At 58.8% G+C, this 18,656-nt stretch carries 16 protein-coding genes; 14 read left to right on the top strand and 2 right to left on the bottom strand.

Annotation, left to right across the window (positions count from 1 at the left end; all coding sequences use genetic code 11):
• Both A6M21_RS19015 and A6M21_RS14290 read left to right on the top strand, forming a co-directional pair.
• Positions 1 to 284 (top strand): hypothetical protein (locus tag A6M21_RS19015; RefSeq protein WP_207644553.1); only part of this gene is annotated, 284 nt, incomplete at its 5' end.
• A gap of 161 nt (positions 285 to 445) precedes the next feature.
• Positions 446 to 1,402: a permease gene (locus A6M21_RS14290; protein WP_066670012.1), complete on the top strand. Its 957-nt coding sequence runs from the start codon at positions 446 to 448 to the stop codon at positions 1,400 to 1,402.
• 158 nt (positions 1,403 to 1,560) lie between these two features.
• Here the strand turns inward: A6M21_RS14290 and arsC are convergent, their stop codons facing one another.
• Positions 1,561 to 1,983, bottom strand: a complete 423-nt coding sequence (arsC, locus tag A6M21_RS14285; RefSeq protein ID WP_066670048.1) for an arsenate reductase (thioredoxin) — start codon at positions 1,981 to 1,983, stop codon at positions 1,561 to 1,563.
• Positions 1,984 to 2,263: 280 nt separating this feature from the next.
• Between arsC and A6M21_RS14280 the strand changes: the two genes are divergently transcribed.
• The 7 genes from A6M21_RS14280 to A6M21_RS14250 all read left to right on the top strand — a co-directional run bounded on the left by A6M21_RS14280 (position 2,264) and on the right by A6M21_RS14250 (position 11,223).
• Positions 2,264 to 3,598: an MFS transporter gene (locus A6M21_RS14280; protein WP_242868860.1), complete on the top strand. Its 1,335-nt coding sequence runs from the start codon at positions 2,264 to 2,266 to the stop codon at positions 3,596 to 3,598.
• Between the two features lie 434 nt (positions 3,599 to 4,032).
• A complete protein-coding gene (gene argC, locus A6M21_RS14275) occupies positions 4,033 to 5,073 on the top strand; it encodes an N-acetyl-gamma-glutamyl-phosphate reductase (protein ID WP_066670042.1) in 1,041 nt (346 codons plus the stop codon).
• Positions 5,074 to 5,375: 302 nt separating this feature from the next.
• Complete coding sequence (gene argJ, locus A6M21_RS14270; RefSeq protein ID WP_066670010.1) at positions 5,376 to 6,596, top strand: bifunctional glutamate N-acetyltransferase/amino-acid acetyltransferase ArgJ; 1,221 nt, start codon at positions 5,376 to 5,378, stop codon at positions 6,594 to 6,596.
• Positions 6,597 to 6,609: 13 nt separating this feature from the next.
• The gene (gene argB / locus A6M21_RS14265) at positions 6,610 to 7,497 is read left to right on the top strand and encodes an acetylglutamate kinase (RefSeq protein WP_066670008.1); all 888 of its coding nucleotides are present in this window, start codon (positions 6,610 to 6,612) and stop codon (positions 7,495 to 7,497) included.
• Between the two features lie 178 nt (positions 7,498 to 7,675).
• Positions 7,676 to 8,878: an acetylornithine transaminase gene (locus A6M21_RS14260; RefSeq protein ID WP_066670005.1), complete on the top strand. Its 1,203-nt coding sequence runs from the start codon at positions 7,676 to 7,678 to the stop codon at positions 8,876 to 8,878.
• A 157-nt stretch (positions 8,879 to 9,035) separates the two neighbouring features.
• The gene (gene argF, locus A6M21_RS14255) at positions 9,036 to 9,974 is read left to right on the top strand and encodes an ornithine carbamoyltransferase (protein ID WP_066670003.1); all 939 of its coding nucleotides are present in this window, start codon (positions 9,036 to 9,038) and stop codon (positions 9,972 to 9,974) included.
• Positions 9,975 to 10,017: 43 nt separating this feature from the next.
• Positions 10,018 to 11,223, top strand: a complete 1,206-nt coding sequence (locus A6M21_RS14250; RefSeq protein WP_066670001.1) for an argininosuccinate synthase — start codon at positions 10,018 to 10,020, stop codon at positions 11,221 to 11,223.
• 225 nt (positions 11,224 to 11,448) lie between these two features.
• Here A6M21_RS14250 and A6M21_RS14245 read toward each other — a convergent pair whose 3' ends face one another.
• Positions 11,449 to 11,700, bottom strand: a complete 252-nt coding sequence (locus A6M21_RS14245; protein ID WP_066669999.1) for a hypothetical protein — start codon at positions 11,698 to 11,700, stop codon at positions 11,449 to 11,451.
• Between the two features lie 377 nt (positions 11,701 to 12,077).
• Here A6M21_RS14245 and A6M21_RS14240 point away from each other — a divergent pair, with 377 nt between their 5' ends.
• From A6M21_RS14240 to A6M21_RS14220, 5 genes are all read left to right on the top strand, one after another.
• Positions 12,078 to 12,536 carry a MarR family winged helix-turn-helix transcriptional regulator gene (locus A6M21_RS14240; RefSeq protein WP_066669997.1) on the top strand — a complete coding sequence of 153 codons (459 nt, stop codon included), beginning with the start codon at positions 12,078 to 12,080 and terminating at the stop codon, positions 12,534 to 12,536.
• A 23-nt stretch (positions 12,537 to 12,559) separates the two neighbouring features.
• Positions 12,560 to 13,732 (top strand): MFS transporter, encoded by a 1,173-nt coding sequence (locus A6M21_RS14235; RefSeq protein ID WP_066669995.1) that lies wholly within the window; start codon positions 12,560 to 12,562, stop codon positions 13,730 to 13,732.
• A gap of 27 nt (positions 13,733 to 13,759) precedes the next feature.
• Positions 13,760 to 14,236, top strand: coding sequence for a CBS domain-containing protein (locus A6M21_RS14230; protein ID WP_066669993.1), 477 nt, complete (start codon positions 13,760 to 13,762; stop codon positions 14,234 to 14,236).
• A 164-nt stretch (positions 14,237 to 14,400) separates the two neighbouring features.
• Complete coding sequence (locus A6M21_RS14225; protein ID WP_066670033.1) at positions 14,401 to 15,039, top strand: MBL fold metallo-hydrolase; 639 nt, start codon at positions 14,401 to 14,403, stop codon at positions 15,037 to 15,039.
• 390 nt (positions 15,040 to 15,429) lie between these two features.
• A complete protein-coding gene (locus A6M21_RS14220) occupies positions 15,430 to 18,651 on the top strand; it encodes a DEAD/DEAH box helicase (protein ID WP_201721905.1) in 3,222 nt (1,073 codons plus the stop codon).
• Positions 18,652 to 18,656 lie beyond the last annotated feature (5 nt).

Genomic DNA, 18,656 nt, shown 5'->3' with positions numbered 1-18,656 from the left:
CCGGCCAATGGCGAATGGTCTATGTTCACCCGGCCGATCCTCTCCATTATCGACTAGTAAAAAACAAAAAACACCTGTCACCGCTTCAAGCGGCGGCAGGTGTTTTTTTTGTCCCTTCCCCTCCCAACCGTCAAAAAAGCCGGCTGTCCTTTTCGGTTACCATCCATCGCCGCCGTAGACATGCGGTGACAACCACCCGTCATTTTTATGAGGATGAATATTTTAAAAAACTCTTGCCAGGGGTATTAAGTAGTGGTACTATATTAGTAGATTATAATATATAATTAACTGTATCAAGTGACGCTCAAGATTGAACCGGACTGTTCCAATTTCACCCAATGATATTTACCGGGGGTTCCGGTATGTCCCGGATGGAGTGGAGCACGTTTTGTTCCCGGGATGAACTAAGGGGCGCCGGATACGCAGAAGACTTGGGGGGTTGAAAATGTTAAAAGCCTTGGCTGATTTATTGGTTTACCGGTGGTTTGGTATCGCCCATGGAACCAGGTTGGGAGATTCATTGAACTTTTTCTTCTACGATACGATGAAAATCTTTTTGTTGCTGGCGGTAATCGTTTTCGTAGTGGCGGTAATCCGCAGTTTCTTCCCACCGGAGCGGGCGAAGAGAATTCTCGGCCGCAAGCGGGAATTCGTGGGCAATATTCTGGCCGCCCTGCTGGGTATCGTGACACCGTTTTGTTCCTGTTCAGCGGTGCCCCTGTTCATCGGTTTTGTCGAGTCCGGACTGCCTCTGGGGGTGACTTTTTCCTTCTTAATTTCCTCCCCCACGGTGAACGAGGTGGCCTTAATCATGCTTTGGGGCCTGTTCGGGTGGGAGATTGCCATGCTGTATATTGTCACCGGTCTGGTAGTGGCAATTATCGGCGGCATAGTCATCGGGCGTCTGCACCTGGAAGATCAGTTGGAAGATTACGTTTATAAAATCCATATGGGTGAAGCGGCGGCCACCGCCGAGCAGCTTACCTGGTCCGACCGTTTTGAATATGCCCGGGAATACACGAAGGACATCTTCAGGCGGGTATGGCTCTTCGTCTTGATTGGTATCGGCATCGGCGCCTGGATTCACGGTTACGTGCCCATGGATCTGGTGGTCAAGTACGCCGGTCCGGGCAACCCCTTCGCGGTGCCTATTGCTGTGCTGATCGGTATTCCGCTTTATTCCAACGCCGCCGGTACCATACCCATTGTGCAGGCGTTAATGGAAAAAGGGATGCCCATGGGTACGGTGCTGGCCTTCATGATGTCCATTGTGGCCATCTCGGCCCCGGAAATGCTTATATTACGCAAGGTGATGAAACCCAAACTGATCGGCTTCTTTGTCGGCATCGTGGGGATTGCCATAATCATTGTCGGCTACCTGTTTAATGCCATATTGCCTTGAGGATGGCCGGATTTTCGTTTCAGTCCCTGTAGTCCGGTAACCACAGCCCGGTGCGGAACAAAAATACACCTGTCGCATCGCCTGGATCAGTGCGGCAGGGTGAAAAAATTCATATGGTTGTTATTTGAACCTGGACAGAACCCGGTTCCGGCCGTCGGTCAGTCCGCCAACTCCCGTTGGAGCGCGGTTACGCGCTCCTTTATTTCGTCCCGTACAACGCGGAAAGCGGCCGTGATTTCCTCTTCCGTGCCGGCCGCGCGGGCCGGGTCGGGCAGCGGCCAGTGGATGCGCCTCACCCCCGTCGGGGTGACCGGACAGCTTTCGGCGGCGTCGCCGCAGAGGGTGACCACCACATCTACAGAATTCAAAAGATCAAGATCTATTGCCTTTGAAGTGTGGCCGGATATGTCCACCCCCGCTTCAGCCATGACCTTTACCGCCCGCGGATTCACCCCGGCCGGCGCAGTGCCGGCGCTGGATACTTCCCATTGGCCGCCGGTCAGTGCGCGGGCGAATCCCTCGGCCATCTGGCTGCGGCATGAGTTGCCGGTGCAGAGGAACAGAATCTTTTTCTTCGGCAAAATCAAACACTCCTTGTATAATCGCTTTATAAAATTATAAGGTTATAATATTAGCCGGATCAAGCCCATATTTGTTAAGTTTCATGAATTTCCGGCAGTTTTGACGGCCGGATGTGCCCGTTATACAATGCCGGCGGCGGCCAATTATGTCCGGTGCCGGTCATACAGTCCGTTGCTTAAAAAAATTATACTCCGGCAGGATTTTTTCCCTTTGGCTTGAATAATAAAAGTTGTTTAACATATTAATTGTTAGTTTACTAAAAAGCCGGGAGTGAAGCAGGTGCAGTCTGCGGAGATCAGTGCGAAGGGATTGACAAAAAAACAGGCTGAAAAGTTTGGCCGTCCGGTGATGGGTGTTTTATTACTTCTGGCCTGGGGACATCTGGTTACGGATATGGCCCAGGGGGCGCTGCCGGCGCTGCTGCCAGTGTTGAAGCAGGTCTTTTCCTTGAACTATGCTCAGACCAGCCTGCTGGTGCTGGTGTCAAATATAGCTTCTTCGGTGATCCAGCCGGTTTTCGGCCTGTTCGCCGACCGGCGGCCGGCCCGTTGGTTGCTTCCCATCGGATGTCTGGTGGCCGGGGTGGGTCTGGCCGCCACCGGGTGGCTGCCCGTTTTCGGTTGGCTGCTGCTGGCGGTGGGCATTTCCAGCCTGGGGGTGGCCGCCTACCACCCGGAAGGCTCACGGGTGGCCAACCTGGCCAGCGGCATGCGCAAGGGCAGCGGCATGGCGGTGTTTTCCGTGGGGGGCAATCTTGGCTTCGGGCTGGGCTCTTTATATATGGCCTGGCTATTAACCGTCGGCGGGCACCGGGCGACATATTATTTTATCTTTCCCGGTCTGTTCACGGCGCTGATTTTGTTGGGCTGTTTGTCCCGCTTTGCTTCTCCCGGAACAAGCCGGACCGGGCTGGATCCCGCCCGGAGGGCGGATCGGACGGCTGAAGAAAACCCGGCCGCAAGTAAGCCCGGCTCCGCCGTGTCCGGACCGCTTTATAATCCGGGGGACGGGGCGGGGACACGCACCGCAGGGAATAAAAAGGTCCTGACCGCCTTTGTCCTGCTCATTGTATATATCACCTTCCGCACCTGGCTGCATGCCGGTTTATACACATATATTCCCTTGTACTACACCGATTATCTGCATGTCAACGCGCATGCGGCCGGCTACTTTGTCTCGGTGTTCCTGCTGGCCGGGGCGGTGGGTACGCTGATCGGCGGGCCGCTGACCGACGTGCTGGGCGCTCCGCGGGTGATGGCCGGTTCCATGGCCCTGCTTGTTCCGTTGCTGTACCTTTTCCGGCATACCGGTGGCGGTCCGGCCGGCCTGGTGGTGCTGGCTTTTATTGGCGCGGCGCTGATCAGCACTTTTTCCACCACCATCATCATGGGGCAGGAGCTGTTGCCCGCCCGCAAAGGTTTGGCCAGCGGCTTCACTATTGGTTTTGGAGTAGGGATGGGCGGCGTGGGCGTGACCCTGCTGGGCGTACTGGCCGATCACCTGGGCGTGCCGGCTGTGTTCGGTGCCTTGAATATCATTGCCGTGGCCGGCCTGCTGCTGGCACTGGTATTGAGCCGGCGTTTTCCCCGGCAGGCGCAGGGGCAGGAGCTGTAAAGCTGGGAACTGACTGTCCTGGCCGATGGCATACACACATTACATTAAAAATAATTGACCCATACCGGGATCAAAACGGCAAAATGAATTTTTATGGCTGTCTTTGCAAGGGGTGTCCCGGCTGTTTTGGCAAACAGATGGCAATATCGCCGGCACTTTAACAATTAGATTGAATAAGTCATTTTGGGGATGAATTCTTTTGTTTAAACAGAGCCGTTATGTTTAACCACATAACGGCTAAAATTTTGCCCCGGGCGGTAAAAAGTTGTTGCATTTTTATGCAATCAAACGTATAATTAATTACATGTTATTTCCGCCGCCATGCACCGTTGTTTTACCGGGCGGTGTTATCCGACCGGGGCGGGGGTAAACTGATCCGGAAGGCCGGCCGGTCGACTGCCGGCGGCAGTTGGGACTCAAGGAGAGACGGAAAAATGATTAAAGCGGGTGTGATCGGCGCCACCGGCTACGCCGGGGCCGAACTGGTGCGGTTGTTGAGCGGTCACCCGGAGGTGGAGTTGTCCGGGCTGACTTCCCGGAATTACGCCGGCAGGCCGTTCTGGGAGGTATATCCGCACCTGTATAAATATGTGGATCCGGTTTGTGCGGAGCAGGACGTGCCCGCACTGGTGGCGCAGAGTGATGTTGTTTTCACCGCCCTGCCCCACGGACACGCCATGGCCGTGGCCAAAGAGACGCTGGCACAGGGGAAGGCATTGATCGATCTGGGGGCCGATTTCCGCTTCCGGGACGCCGCAACCTATGAAAGCTGGTACAAGGTTGAGCACACCGCCCGTGAATTAATTGCGCGGGCCGTTTATGGCCTGCCGGAAATCCACCGGGAGGAAATCAAAGTGGCCCGGCTGGTGGGCAATCCCGGTTGCTACCCGACCAGCGCCATCCTGGGTTTGGCCCCGCTGTTGAAAGAAGGCTGGCTGGAGCCGGATAGCATCATTATTGATTCCAAGTCCGGAGTTTCCGGGGCCGGCCGGGGACTGTCCCTGAACACCCATTACTGTGAGGTAAATGAAAGCATCAAGGCTTACGGTGTGGCCGGGCACCGGCACACCCCGGAAATCGAACAGGAATTGAGCGCCCTGGCCGGCCGGCAGTTGACGGTTTCCTTTACCCCCCATTTGACTCCCATGCTGCGGGGCATCCTGAGCACCATCTACGGCCGGTTGACCCGCCCTTTGAGCGGCGGGCAGGCGCACGCCCTGTACCGGGACTTTTATGCCGGCGAGCGGTTTGTGCGTGTACTGCCTCCGGGGATGCTGCCGGCCACCAAAGCGGTCGCCGGGTCCAATCACTGCGACCTGGGTGTGGTGGTGGACGGACGCACCGGCCGGGTGGTGGTTGTTTCCGCCATCGACAATCTGATCAAGGGTGCCGCCGGCCAGGCGGTGCAGAATATGAATATAATGTCCGGTTTGCCGGAGGACACGGGGCTGTGCGGGCCGGGCGTCTATCCCTGATTTTAGTACGGCGCCTGACTGGCGCTTTACGGCGCGTACCGATAAAGCGGGTACGGAGAAAGAATACGGGCAAATATCAAGCCCACCAAGGGTTTGCTACGGGTATCCCGCTGCTTATCCCGGCGATTCCCTTCTCCAGCAATCTGATGGTTAAGTGGCAGGAAACCAGTCATATGTTTGCATCGTGTCAGTAATATGAAAGTTAGTCCGGAAAACCACGCGGAATGTATGCAAGCCACCCGCCCCGCCAGGGGCCTGCTTCCGGAAATTGGATATGTTTTCGACCAGGGGGAGTATGTTTAATGGAAGCGTTTATGCAATTTGAAACAATCCCCGGCGGCGTCACCGCGGCACAGGGCTTTCTGGCCGCCGGCGCGGCCGCCGGGGTGAAATACCGGGGCAAGCTGGATCTAGCCCTGCTTTACTCGGAAGTGCCGGCCAGTGCCGCCGGTGTTTTTACCACCAACCGGGTCAAAGCCGCCCCTTTGCTGCTGACCATGGAGCATATCGCCGGCGGCCGCGCCCGGGCGGTGGTGGTGAACAGCGGCAACGCCAACGCCTGCACCGGTGAGCAGGGGTGGCGCGACGCGGCGGCCATGGCCCGGGAAACGGCCCGGGCGCTTGACGTTGAGGAAAAAGAAGTGCTGGTATCCTCCACCGGTGTGATCGGCCAGCCGATGCCCATGGAACGGATACTGCCGGGCATTGCAGCGGCGGCCCGGGAATTGGGCCGGACGGGGGGCGGCGCGGCCGCTGAAGCCATCCTGACCACCGATACCTGTCCCAAGCAGCTGGCGGTACGCCTGGACATCGGTGGTAAAACGGTGACGGTGGGCGGGATGGCCAAGGGTTCGGGGATGATCCACCCGAACATGGCCACCATGCTCTGCTTCATCACCACCGATGCGGCAGTGTCGGCCGGATGCCTGCGGGAGATGCTCATCTTTGCCACGGCGCGCAGCTTTAACATGATCAGTGTGGACCGGGATACCAGCACCAATGACATGGCGCTGATTCTGGCCAACGGCCGGGCGGGCAATCCGGAGATCAGCGGCGCCGGAGAGGACTACCGGCTGCTCCGGGACGCCGTATTGCAGGTTTGCGTTCACCTGGCCCGGGAGATTGCCCGGGACGGGGAGGGGGCCGGTCGGCTGATCGAAGTGCAGGTGGTCAACGCGCCCGCCGAAAAGGACGCCCGCCTGGCCGCCCGGGCGGTGGTGGCCTCCAACCTGGTCAAGGCTGCCGTTTATGGCCTGGACGCCAACTGGGGACGTATCCTGTGCGCCGCCGGCTATTCCGGAGCGGCATTCGACCCGGCCCAGGTGGACATTTTCCTGGGCGGTGTGCAGGTGGCCAAAGACGGCGGGGCGCTCCCCTTTGACGAGGAAGCGGCCCGGCGGGAAATGGAAACGGATACCGTGCGCATATTGATTGACTTTAAGGACGGTGCCGCGGCAGCTACGGCCTGGGGCTGCGACCTGACCCATGAGTATGTGAACATCAATGCCAGTTACCGCACGTAACGGGGGGATCGATTTGGCGAGCGCGCTGGAAAAAGCGGGCATCCTGGTGGAGGCCCTGCCTTACATCAAAAAGTTTTACGGCAAAACCGTGGTGATCAAATACGGCGGTCACGCCATGGTGGACTGCGCACTGAAAAAGGCCGTGCTCACCGACGTGGTGCTGATGAAATACGTGGGCATGCGGCCGGTGATTGTGCACGGCGGCGGGCCGGAAATCACAGCCATGCTTAAAAAGCTGGGCATTGAGTCCCGGTTTATTGGCGGCCTGCGGGTGACCGACGACGAGACGATGGAAATTGTGGAAATGGTGCTGGTGGGTAAAATAAACAAGGAAATCGTCTCCATGCTCAACGCTTTCGGCGGCCGGGCGGTGGGCCTGTCGGGCAAGGACGCCGGCTTGCTGCAGGCCGCCCGCAAACTGGGCCGCGCCCGGCGCCCCGACGGCACGGTGGAAATGGTCGACATCGGCCATGTGGGGGAAATCACCCGGGTGGATCCGGACATTGCTTCCACGCTCATTGACCAGGGCTACATTCCGGTCATTTCCCCGGTGGCGGTGGGAGCGGACGGGGAAAGTTACAACATCAACGCCGATTACGTGGCCGGCGAACTGGCCGTGGCCCTGGGGGCGGAAAAGCTGGTCATCCTGACCGATGTGGAAGGCATCCTGGCCGACCGCCGGGACCGGGACTCCCTGATCTCGGTGATCCACGCCCCGGAGATACCGGACCTGGTTGCCCGGGGAGTAATCGAAGGCGGCATGATCCCCAAGGTGGAGTGCTGCACCCGCGCCCTGTCCGGCGGGGTGGGCACCACCCACATCCTGGACGGCCGGGTGGCCCATTCCATTTTGCTGGAAGTGTTTACCGACAAAGGGATCGGCACCATGGTGGTAGGTTAGAAAACAAACGGGGTACCGGCCCGAAGAAACGCCTTTAAGACGGCGGAACCGGAGGGACCGGCCGGACAAAGCAGATAGCTTTCGGTTTGCCGGCGCCGGTGTTTTTTCAGCCCCCGGTATTGAAGGACTGGAACGGACGGCCGGCAGGTTTGCGCCGGCCGAAAAGGAGTGGTTTAATATGCGTACGGAAGAAATTATCGCACTGGGCGATCGCTATGTCATGCGCACCTACGGCCGTTTCCCCCTGGCGCTGGTACGTGGCGAGGGGGCGCGGGTGTGGGACGCCGAAGGCAAAGAATACCTGGACTTCGTGGCCGGCATCGCCGTCTGCTCCCTGGGCCACTGCCACCCGGCGGTGGTGGAGGCTATTACCGCCCAGGCGCACAAACTGATACACGTATCCAATCTGTACTATATCGAACCGCAGGTTGAGCTGGCCCGCCTGCTGGTGGAAAACTCCTGCGGCGACCGGGTGTTTTTCTGCAACAGCGGCGCCGAAGCCAACGAGGCGGCAATCAAGCTGGCCCGCAAATACGGCAAGCTGCACGGCGGTCCGGAAAAATTTGAAATCGTCACCGCCCATAAGTCGTTTCACGGTCGCACTCTGGCCGCCATTACCGCCACCGGCCAGCCCAAGTACCAAAAAGGCTTTGAGCCCCTGCCGGGAGGCTTTGAATACGTGCCTTTCAACGACCTGGCGGCCATGCAGGCGGCCATCGGGGCGCAGACCTGCGCCGTGCTGCTGGAGCCGGTGCAGGGGGAAGGCGGCGTCCACGCGGCCGCGCCGGAATACCTGGCCGGCGTGCGGGAACTGTGCGACCGTTACGGGGCGCTGCTGATCTTTGATGAAGTGCAATGCGGGCTGGGCCGCACCGGCCGCTTCCTGGCCTACGAGCATTACGGCGTGGAGCCGGACGTGTTTACCCTGGCCAAGGCGCTGGGGGGCGGTTTTCCGATCGGCGCCATGGTGGCCAAAGAAACGGCGGCTGCCGCCTTCGGCCCGGGGGATCACGCCTCCACCTTCGGCGGCAATCCCCTGGCCTGCGCCGCCGGACTGGCGGCCATGAAATACACCCTCGGACACGGGGTGGTGGAAAATGCCGCCCGGGTGGGGGAATATATGCAGGGACGCCTGGCGCAACTGGCCGGTCGTTTTCCCTTCATCCGCGAGGTGCGTGGTCTGGGCCTGCTGTTGGGCATGGAGTTGTCCGTGGACGGCGGACCGGTGGTCAAGCGCTGCATGGAACGGGGGCTGTTGATCAACTGCGTGGACGGGCACATCCTGCGCTTTATCCCGCCGCTGGTGATCTCCACGGATGACGTGGACCGGGCGCTGGAAATACTGGAAACGGCGCTGGCCGGGGTGGAAGAAGACAGCTAAACCGGCCGGGCCGGCAAAACGGACTGATTCCTGCGCCGGAAACAACAGCCCGCCGGAAAAGACCGGGCCGGAGTTATGACCGGAGGCGCACCGGTCGCGGATGGCGGGAAGCGGCAGAAAAGCAAATCAATGTAATACTGGAAGGCGGTATTATATTATGAGTTATGAAAGTTTCAAAGGGCGGGACATGCTCTCCCTGCATGATTTTACTCCGCAGGAGATAGCGGTCATCCTGGATCTGGCCGGTAAATTGAAAAGCAAGCAAAAAAAGGGGGTGCCCCATCCCTACCTGGCCGGCAAGACCCTGGGCATGATCTTTCAAAAATCATCCACCCGTACCCGGGTTTCCTTTGAAGTGGGCATGTACCAGTTGGGCGGTCGGGCTCTCTACCTGAACGCAAACGACATTCAACTGGGCCGCGGGGAAAGCATTGCCGATACCGCCCGGGTGCTTTCCCGCTACCTGGACGGCATCATGATCCGCACCTACGCCCAGGCCGACGTGGAGGAACTGGCCCGCTACGCTGATATTCCGGTGATCAACGGGCTGACCGACCGGCTGCACCCCTGTCAGATCCTGGCCGATCTGCAGACGATCAGGGAACATAAGGGCGCCTTGCCGGGTTTGAAACTGGCCTATGTGGGGGACGGCAACAACGTCTGCCATTCCCTGCTCTTCGGCTGTGCCAAGACGGGCATGCAGATCAGCGTGGCCTCCCCGCCCGGTTATCAGCCGGATGAAGGCATTGTCGCCCTGGCCCGGCAGGATGCCGTTCAAACCGGCGGCCGGGTGGAGATACTGAATGATCCGGTACAGGCGGTGACCGCTGCCGACGTGGTGGTCACCGACGTCTGGGCCAGCATGGGGCAGGAAGCGGAGCAGGCCGTACGGGCGGAAGTCTTCACTCCCTACCAGGTGAATGAAGAACTGGTGCGCCATGCCAAAACAGATTTTATCTTCCTGCACTGTCTGCCCGCCCACCGGGGCGAGGAAGTGGCAGCGGCAGTAATCGACGGGCCGCACTCAGTCGTCTGGGACGAGGCGGAAAACCGGCTGCACGCTCAGAAAGCCGTCATGGCGCTGGTCATGGGTTAGGGAGAACGTTTTTCATATTAACATAATTTAGGGAGTGTACGCTGTGAAAAAAGTTGTACTTGCCTATTCGGGCGGACTGGATACGTCGATCATCATCCCCTGGCTGAAGGAGAATTACGGCTACGAAGTGATTGCCATGGCCGCCGATGTGGGGCAGGGTGAAGAGCTGGCGCCCCTGCATGAAAAAGCTGTCCAAAGCGGCGCCAGCAAGCTGTACATCGAAGACGTAAAAAGGGAATTCGTGGAGGAGTATATTTATCCCACCGTGCGGGCGGGAGCGGTTTACGAGGGCAAATACCTGCTCGGCACTTCCATGGCCCGTCCCTTGATCGGCAAAAAACTGGTCGAGATCGCCCGCCGGGAGGGCGCCGAGGCGGTGGCCCACGGGGCTACCGGCAAAGGCAACGACCAGGTGCGTTTTGAACTGGCTGTCAAGGCGCTGGATCCGGATTTGAAGATCATCGCCCCCTGGCGGGAGTGGGACATCCGTTCCCGGGAAGACGCCATTGATTACGCCGCCGCACGGGGCATTCCGGTGCCGGTGACCAAAAGCCGCCCCTACAGCATGGACCGCAACCTCTGGCATTTGAGCCACGAGGGCGGGGTGCTGGAGGATCCGGCCCAGGAACCGCCCGGTGATGTGCTGTTGCTCACCACGGCGCCGGAAAAGGCACCGGATCAGCCGGCCTATGTGGAAATCTCCTTTGAACGGGGCATCCCCCGCGCCATCAACGGGCAGGAACTGGATCCGGTGGCGCTGATTGAAAAATTAAACGCCCTGGGCGGGGCCAACGGCATCGGCATCGTGGATATGGTGGAAAACCGCCTGGTGGGCATGAAATCGCGGGGCGTATACGAAACCCCGGGCGGCACCATCCTCTTCCTGGCCCACCGCGAACTGGAACTGCTCACCCTGGACCGGATTACCCTGCACTTCAAGGAACTGGCGGCCGCCCGTTACGCCGAACTGGTCTATGACGGCGTATGGTTCTCCCCCCTGCGGGAGGCGCTGGACGCCTTTGTGGATGCCACCCAGCGCACGGTTACCGGAACGGTGCGCATGAAACTCTACAAGGGCAACTGCACCCCGGCCGGGGCAAAGTCGCCCTATTCCCTGTACAACCCTGAACTGGCAACCTTCAGCCGGGACGAAATATACAACCAGGCGGACGCCGCCGGTTTTATCAACCTGTTCGGCCTGCCGCTAAAGGCCAGGGCGCTGATGGAGAAAAAAGCCGGACTGCGGTAAGCAGTCCGCCCATGTGGAACCGCTGGGGTGTTTCTCTCCGGATCCGTTTATCCCCCGGTACGCCCGCTTTAAAAGGCCGGCGGCGGATCCTTATATTGCCGTTTCTCATGTCGTAACAGCAGCTGTGCCGGCCGTCCGGTCCGGAGCAACATTAAAGCCCCTATTCCTGTTGAGAATAAGGGCTTCGCGCCGACCCGGCCGGCTGCCTTTGTTTGGCCCGTGAAATCAAAGAAAATTAACTTTGTATGTGCGGCCCGCTACCGCGGCCGGATGCTCCGGACGCAGGGGCGTCTTGCGCAGGGTCGCTTCCAGTGACTCGTCTTCCTGGGCTGATGAAGCCAGCTGCAATAAAACCTTTTCTCCGACGAAGAAGCTTTCGCCATCCCGGAAGCGAATATAATACTTGCTGGTCCCGGGGACGGGCACGGCGGTAATGCCCGCTTCCTTGAGACTTTTCAAGGTTTGCGTAAAGGTCATTTTGGCCACCTCCTGGTACGGGTTGATAGTGATTATAGTATACCTTTTTCATTAAAATGGAATCACTTTGGCCCGAAATAACCGATCAAGAGGGTGAACAGTCGGCATGATTTGTTAAGGTTTTCACAACTCCCTGGACACATGGTCCTTGTAAAACATTTTATCACACGAAAGGAAATTGTCAACTATTTCACAAACTTTTTTCTCTTTTTTCTTCCCCTTTCCTGGAAAACTGGATGCAGTATTTGTGCCGGCAATAATTTATTTTAAGCGCAGCGGTTATTATATGCCCGGGAGGTTGACAGAACCCCGGCATTCTGGTATATAATTATTCGTGGACCGAAATATATGGTCGACAAACCGGGCGGTGTTAAATAATGAATGAAATTAAAAAGTTTGAGGAGTCCCTGCGCAGTGTCAACCGTACCATCAACTACCTTACCAGGGTATTTTTGGCCGAACGGGGACTAAGCATGTCCCGTTTCCGGGTGCTGCTGCACCTGGATACCGGGCAGGGTATCAATATGAGCCGTTTGCAGACTCACATGCTGCTCGCTTCGGCCACCATCACCGGACTGGTGGACAGTCTAGTCGGCGACGGCCTGGTAGTGCGCTGGCGGGACGATGAGGACAGGCGCATGGTTTACCTTCGTCTGACGGAGGCCGGGGCGGCCGTGCGGGAGGAAGTACTGGAGTTCCGCCGCTGCTGTTTGAGTGATGCACTGGTGGAAATACCGGCGGACCTGGACCGGGTAAGTGAGATCCTGACGGTTGTACATGCCGGGTTGAAAAAACAAATCGTTCAGTCCGTCATCAGCTGCCGGCCGGCGGAATGAGGTTTTGCGGGGAGGAATCGTTCATGCGCAGGTTTCCAGCGGCGGTATTGGCCACCGCTTTTGCCACCTTTATCGCTTTTATTGGAATCGGTGTGGTCGACCCGTTGCTGGCCATGATCGGCCGGGATATGGGGGCCACCCCGTCCCAGGTCGAATGGCTGTTCACCAGTTACATCGCTGTCATGGCCCTGGCCATGCTTCTGTCTGGTGTACTGGCCACCAGGATCGGCGGCCGGCGGACCATGTTGCTCGGAGTATCCCTGGTGGTGGTGTTCGCCTTTTTATCCGGCCGGGCGCCTGGTATCGGCGTGCTGGCCGTGATGCGCGCGGGCTGGGGGTTGGGCAACGCCCTGTTCACTTCGACGGCGCTTTCCATTATTGTCGGCGCTTCGGCCGGCAGCGTGGCGTCCTCGATTACCCTGTATGAGGCGGCGCTCGGTCTGGGCATCGCCTCCGGTCCGCTGCTGGGCGGCTTTTTGGGTTCGATGAGCTGGCGTTTCCCCTTTTTCGGTACATCCGCATTGATGCTGTTTGCGCTCTTGGCCACCTTTTTTACGGTGAAAGAACCGCCCAAACGTGAGCCGCCCCGCGCCGTCCATGATTTGTTTATCGCCTTGCGGCATCCGGCGGTGTTCTGCAACGCCTTGATCGGTCTGTGTTACAGTTATGCGTTTTTTACCATTCTGGCTTATTCCCCGTTAACTTTAAAAGACCTGTCGCCCACCCTGATGGGGTATACCTATTTTGCCTGGGGAATTCTAGTGGCCATATCCTCGGTGCTTATAGTCAACTGGTTGCGCCCGCTGATCGGTGTGGTGCGGTTGCTGTGGTTGAACCTGGCCGGACTGGTGGCGGTTTTTATCCTGGCCGGCTTTGTTCACGGAAATGGATTATTGATTTTGATTGTCGTCTCGGGTTTATTCTGCGGTATTGCCAATGCCCTGTTCACCACCCTGGCCATGGAAGTATCGCCTTTTTCCCGTTCGATTTCCTCCGGGGCATATAATTTTACCCGCTGGGCCGGCGCAGCGCTGGCGCCCGTCTTTTCGGGCCTGATCGGTGAGCGGTTTGGCATGGGAGTACCTTTTTTAATTGCCGCCGGTCTTTTGCTGATTGGCTGGCTCGCGCTTTGGCGCTACGACTTTGTTTTGAATAATGCCTTGAAAGCAAACCTGGTGGCCGGGGAACAATTGTGATGAAAAATAAAAAAGGGGTAATGCCTGATGGCTACGGTGCGGGATTTAATGCGGCAGGATGTGTATGCGGTCAAGGCACGGGATAAAGTGCGGGACGTGTTGAAACTGTTTGTGGAAAAACAGGTCAGCGGCGTACCGGTAGTGGACGACCGGAACAATCTGGCCGGCATCATCACCGATGCCGATATATTGCGGGAAGTGCAGGAGCCGCCTTCCTTCATCGATTTTATGACCTTTATCATGGTTTTTGACAGCGAGGCGGTGATGGAGGAAAAGATGTACGCCTTGCTGGAAAAACCGGTGCAGAAGCTGATGACCACCAGTGTGGTCACAGTGACTGAAGAAACCAGTCTTTCCGATGTGGCGCAGATCTTGAGCCGGCGTAAGTTCAAAAAGGTGCCGGTGGTGCAGGGGCGTAAACTGGTCGGAGTGGTCAGCCGCGGCGATGTGGTGCGTTTTTTGATGCATGAGTTTCTGAGCAAGAGCGGCGGAAACAATGCCTAATTCCACCATTTGCGCCCGGTGCGGTGCGATGTAGAAAGCAGCTGTTGACGGCAATGACGGCAGCCCGGGCTCCTGTATAAGGCAACTTGTTCTAAAGCCGGAAATGCGGGCGGCGTGCGGTGCCGGTGGTTGAAAAACCTCTGTTTCAGAAAGGAGCGCAAAAAATGCAAATTAAATGGCTCGGTCATGCTTGTTTCCTGATTGTCGGGGAAGGAGCGCGGGTGGTCACCGATCCCTTCAACGAAGAGGTTGGCTACCCCCTGCCGGCGGTGGAGGCGGATGTAGTCACTGTCAGCCACGAGCACTTTGATCACAATTATGTGCGTGCGGTCAAAGGCAGGCCGCAGGTGGTGCGCGAGCCGGGTGAACACAACGCCGGAGCGGTGAAGATCAAGGGTCTCCCCACCTTCCACGACGGTTCGGAAGGCGCCCTGCGCGGTAACAACACGGTATTCGTGATTGAATTGGACGGACTCAGGGTGTGCCACCTGGGCGATCTGGGGCATTTACTGGATGCCGGGCAGCTCAAGGAAGTCGGTCCGGTGGATGTACTGCTGGTGCCGGTGGGCGGCATGTTTACCGTGGATGCCAAAGCGGCGGCCCGGCTGGTAGCGGACATCAAACCGGCGGTGGCCGTGCCCATGCACTACGCCACAGCGGCCATCAAACTGCCCATTGCCCCGGTGCAGGACTTCACCGGTCATTTCGAGCGGGTAACGGAAAAAGACGTGCTGGAAGTTACCAAAGGGAATCTGCCCGCACCCACGGAGATCGTGGTCTTGAAACTGGCCGGCACTGATTGAGCAAATTAAATGACCGGCCGGCACGGTAAAAGAAAGTGTGCCGGCTGATCGCGACCGATACGGAAGCCGGGGCGGCCGGAATGAAATCACGGGCCGCGCCCGCACGGTAGTAGTATTTGGATACAAAAAGGTTTTCCCTTGCCTGCCGCAGGGAAAACCTTTTTTCTGTCGAAATTAACTGAAGGTTTTTCTTTACAGCCGCTTTGGTGAAAATCACCGCTCGCAGTTGGAAATGAAGCTGCGTCTTGCCCCGGGAATACTGATTGCAACGTGTCGGCTGCTGTTAACCGGCCGGTGCGCACAGTGGTTGCCTGCCTAAGAATTTTGCCCCGGGTTTTGCTGTGAACAGACCGGATTAAAAAATTTTAGAATAAACATGGTGATCTGCTGATGTTTGTGCTGCATGGAACCTGGCTTCCCGCCGGCATGGCGGGAAAGCACGGCGGTTTTTTTATTTGGGGGGAGGTAGCCGCCGGCACGCCGCTTCCAGGCACGGTGCTGGCCCGGCGGCGGGGGCGCCGGGCCCGGTGCTGGCATCCCGGACAGGCGGAAATGGCGGATCTCTATCACCTGCTGGAACTGCGGGAGGTGCCGGATACCGTCCAGCTCTGGTTGTACCTGCCGTCCGGGCGGGAGCGTCCGCAGCCATCCCCGTTGCTGCCGGCGGCGGAAGTCAACAGTGAAGAAGTTCCGGCGGCGGGGGAAAACGGCAAGGTTGAGCTTTCTCCCTGGCTGGTGGAGGGGTTTTTGATCAGCCCGGAACGGGTGGTGGAAATACTGAACCGGGACAGTTTTGCCGGGGCGGAGGTACTGCCGGCCGCCGACTGGCAGTATTGGCGGCAGGCTGCCCGCCTTGCCCTGGAGTTGCTGGTCCGGCAGCGCTTTATTCCCGCATTGGATGAGAAAACATTTCATGCTGTTTGGCGGCCGGTTTTCAATGCGCCGGAAGACGCCCGGCGACTGGAACTGCTGGCCCGGGCCATGCCGCCGGTGTGCCGTGCGGCGGGCGGGGTGAAAAGAGGTTCCGCACCGGCCAAATTGGTCGCGCCGGCTCCCGAAATGCTGGTTACGGATTTTGTCCGCAGTCTGGCGCAAAACAAGATCAGCCGCCTGCTGGCGGAAAACCCGGCCGTATTGCCTTCCCGCCTTCGCGGCCGGACCAGTGCCGGCCGCGACACGCCCGGCCGGCGCTGGGCGGCCACCCTGCTGCGGGGCGGCGGTGAGGTGGACCTGCCGCCGGAAACATTGAAAATCATGGCCGGCGAATTGATCGCCTGGCGCTCCCCCCTGTTCCGGAGCCGGAAAGCCGCTTTCCATACCTGTTTTCGCCTGGAGCCGCCGGACGCCGCTATGCCGGAAGAGGCGGCCGGCAAAGGGGGAAAGGCGGCTTCCCCGGACGGATGCGAGGATACCTGGATGCTGCGTTATTTTTTACAGTCCGGTGACGACCCCAGTTTGCTCGTGCCGGCGGAAAATATCTGGCAGGCCGGTGGTACACTGCATTATTTGCGCCGTTGTTTTGAAAACCCCCAGGAGCGCCTGCTGGCCGATCTCGGTCAGGCCAGCCGGTTGTTTCCGGTGCTGGAAAGATCACTGCATACTTCCTGTCCGACCTGTTGCCGCCTGTCCACAGCCGAGGCGGATCAGTTTTTACGGCAGGCGCTGCCCCTGTTCCAGGAAAGCGGATTGGGCGTGCTGGCCCCGGCGTGGTGGGGAAGTCGGGGAAACAGGCTGGGATTGCGTCTGAAGCTTAAACCGGCCCGCAAGGCTCAAAAAGGACAAAGTGAAGGGGTGGGGACAGGCCTGTTCGGCATGCATTCCCTGGTCGAGTTCGACTGGGAACTGGCGCTGGGCGAGCAAATCGTCGAACCGGCGGAATTCCGGCGCCTGGCGGCGATGAAAGTGCCCCTGGTGCAAGTGCGCGGCCAGTGGGTGCAACTGCAGCCGGAACAACTGGCAGCCGCGCTCCGCTTGTTGCCGGACGGGCAGAACCGGGAACCTCTGACCTTGAAGGAGGCCTGGCAGCTGGCGGCCGGCCTGCCGGTGAAAAAGGGCCTGGAACTGGAAGACCTGACGGTGACCGGCATCAGCGCGGAAGGGGAGCTGCAGCTGTTGCTGGAGCGACTGCATGACAATAGCAAGCTGGGTATACTGCCCGCGCCGGCCGGATTTCAGGGGCGGCTGCGTCCCTACCAGTCCCGTGGGTTTTCCTGGCTTCATTTTTTGGCGCAGGTGGGTATGGGCGGCTGTCTGGCCGACGATATGGGCCTGGGCAAGACCGTCCAGTTTCTGGTCTTTTTGCTCCACCGGGTGGAGCAGGGACTCTCCGGCGGCCCGGTGCTTTTGATCTGTCCCACTTCGGTGGCCGGCAACTGGCAGCGGGAAGCGGCCCGCTTTGCGCCGGGCCTGCAGGTGCTGGTGCACCACGGTCCGGACCGGCTGCGGGGCGCTGATTTTGTCCGGGCGGCCGCTACCGCCCAGCTGGTAGTGACCACCTATTCCCTGGCCCAGCGGGATCAGCGGTTGCTGACCGGAATAGACTGGGACGGAGTGGTGCTGGACGAGGCGCAGAACATTAAAAATCCGGCTGCCAAGCAAACGCAAAGTGTAAAAAAGCTGAAAGCCGCTTTTCGCTTCGCCCTCACCGGCACGCCGGTGGAAAACCGCCTGTCCGAACTGTGGTCGATCATGGATTTTTTAAATCCGGGTTTCCTGGGCGGCGGGGCCGCTTTCAACCGGCGTTTCGCCCAACCCATCGAGCGCCGGCGTGACAGCGGGCAGACCAAACGCCTGCAGCAATTGATCCATCCGTTCATCCTGCGGCGGGTGAAGACCGATCCCAAAATCATTCCGGACTTGCCTGAAAAACAGGAAAGTAGTGTATTGTGTCCGCTGACCAGGGAGCAGGCCACCCTTTACCAGGCGGTGGTTCAGGATATGCTGACCCGTATTGAAGCAGCGGAAGGTATCGAACGCCGGGGTCTGGTGCTGGCCACCACCACCAAATTAAAACAGGTGTGCAATCATCCGGCCCAATTCCTGGGTGACGGCTTGCATACGGCCGGTCGCTCGGGAAAAATGACACGCCTTTTGGAAATGCTGGAGGAAGTGCTGGCCTCCGGGGAAAAGGCATTGATTTTCACCCAATACGCCCGGATGGGCGAGATTTTAAAAAACCAGTTGCAGACCTGCTTCGGGCGGGAAGTGCTATTTTTACACGGCGGCGTGAACATGCGCCGGCGCGACCAGATGGTGGAGCGCTTCCAGCAAAAGAGCGGGCCGCCTTGTTTCGTTATCTCGCTTAAAGCGGGCGGGGTGGGCCTTAATTTGACCCGGGCCAATCACGTTTTTCACTTTGACCGCTGGTGGAACCCGGCGGTGGAGGACCAGGCCACCGACCGCGCTTTCCGCATCGGTCAGCGGCATAATGTATTTGTCTACAAGTATGTCTGCAGCGGTACGCTGGAAGAGCGCATTGATCAAATGATTGAAGAGAAAAAGACGCTGGCCGCCGCTATTGTCACATCCGCCGAGGAGTGGCTGACGGAGTTGAGTACCGCCGAACTGCGGGAATTGTTCACCCTGCGCCGGCAGGCCGTGAGTGATGATTGACGGGG

This window comes from Desulfotomaculum copahuensis (genome assembly GCF_001655685.1).
Taxonomy (GTDB): Bacteria; Bacillota; Desulfotomaculia; order Desulfotomaculales; family Desulfovirgulaceae; genus Desulfotomaculum_G; species Desulfotomaculum_G copahuensis.
The sequence above is the reverse complement of the archived record's forward strand: the minus strand, read 5'-3'. Positions and strand labels throughout refer to the sequence as shown.

What these genes read in the sequence shown, in the direction of transcription:
- A6M21_RS14225 (WP_066670033.1), top strand. Translation starts at nt 14,401, where the DNA reads ATGCAAATTAAATGGCTCGGTCATGCTTGTTTCCTGATTGTCGGGGAA.
- A6M21_RS14240 (WP_066669997.1), top strand. Translation starts at nt 12,078, where the DNA reads ATGAATGAAATTAAAAAGTTTGAGGAGTCCCTGCGCAGTGTCAACCGT.
- argJ (WP_066670010.1), top strand. Translation starts at nt 5,376, where the DNA reads ATGGAAGCGTTTATGCAATTTGAAACAATCCCCGGCGGCGTCACCGCG.
- argC (WP_066670042.1), top strand. Translation starts at nt 4,033, where the DNA reads ATGATTAAAGCGGGTGTGATCGGCGCCACCGGCTACGCCGGGGCCGAA.
- A6M21_RS14230 (WP_066669993.1), top strand. Translation starts at nt 13,760, where the DNA reads ATGGCTACGGTGCGGGATTTAATGCGGCAGGATGTGTATGCGGTCAAG.
- A6M21_RS14290 (WP_066670012.1), top strand. Translation starts at nt 446, where the DNA reads ATGTTAAAAGCCTTGGCTGATTTATTGGTTTACCGGTGGTTTGGTATC.
- A6M21_RS14245 (WP_066669999.1), bottom strand. Translation starts at nt 11,700, where the DNA reads ATGACCTTTACGCAAACCTTGAAAAGTCTCAAGGAAGCGGGCATTACC.
- A6M21_RS14235 (WP_066669995.1), top strand. Translation starts at nt 12,560, where the DNA reads ATGCGCAGGTTTCCAGCGGCGGTATTGGCCACCGCTTTTGCCACCTTT.
- argF (WP_066670003.1), top strand. Translation starts at nt 9,036, where the DNA reads ATGAGTTATGAAAGTTTCAAAGGGCGGGACATGCTCTCCCTGCATGAT.
- A6M21_RS14260 (WP_066670005.1), top strand. Translation starts at nt 7,676, where the DNA reads ATGCGTACGGAAGAAATTATCGCACTGGGCGATCGCTATGTCATGCGC.
- A6M21_RS14220 (WP_201721905.1), top strand. Translation starts at nt 15,430, where the DNA reads ATGTTTGTGCTGCATGGAACCTGGCTTCCCGCCGGCATGGCGGGAAAG.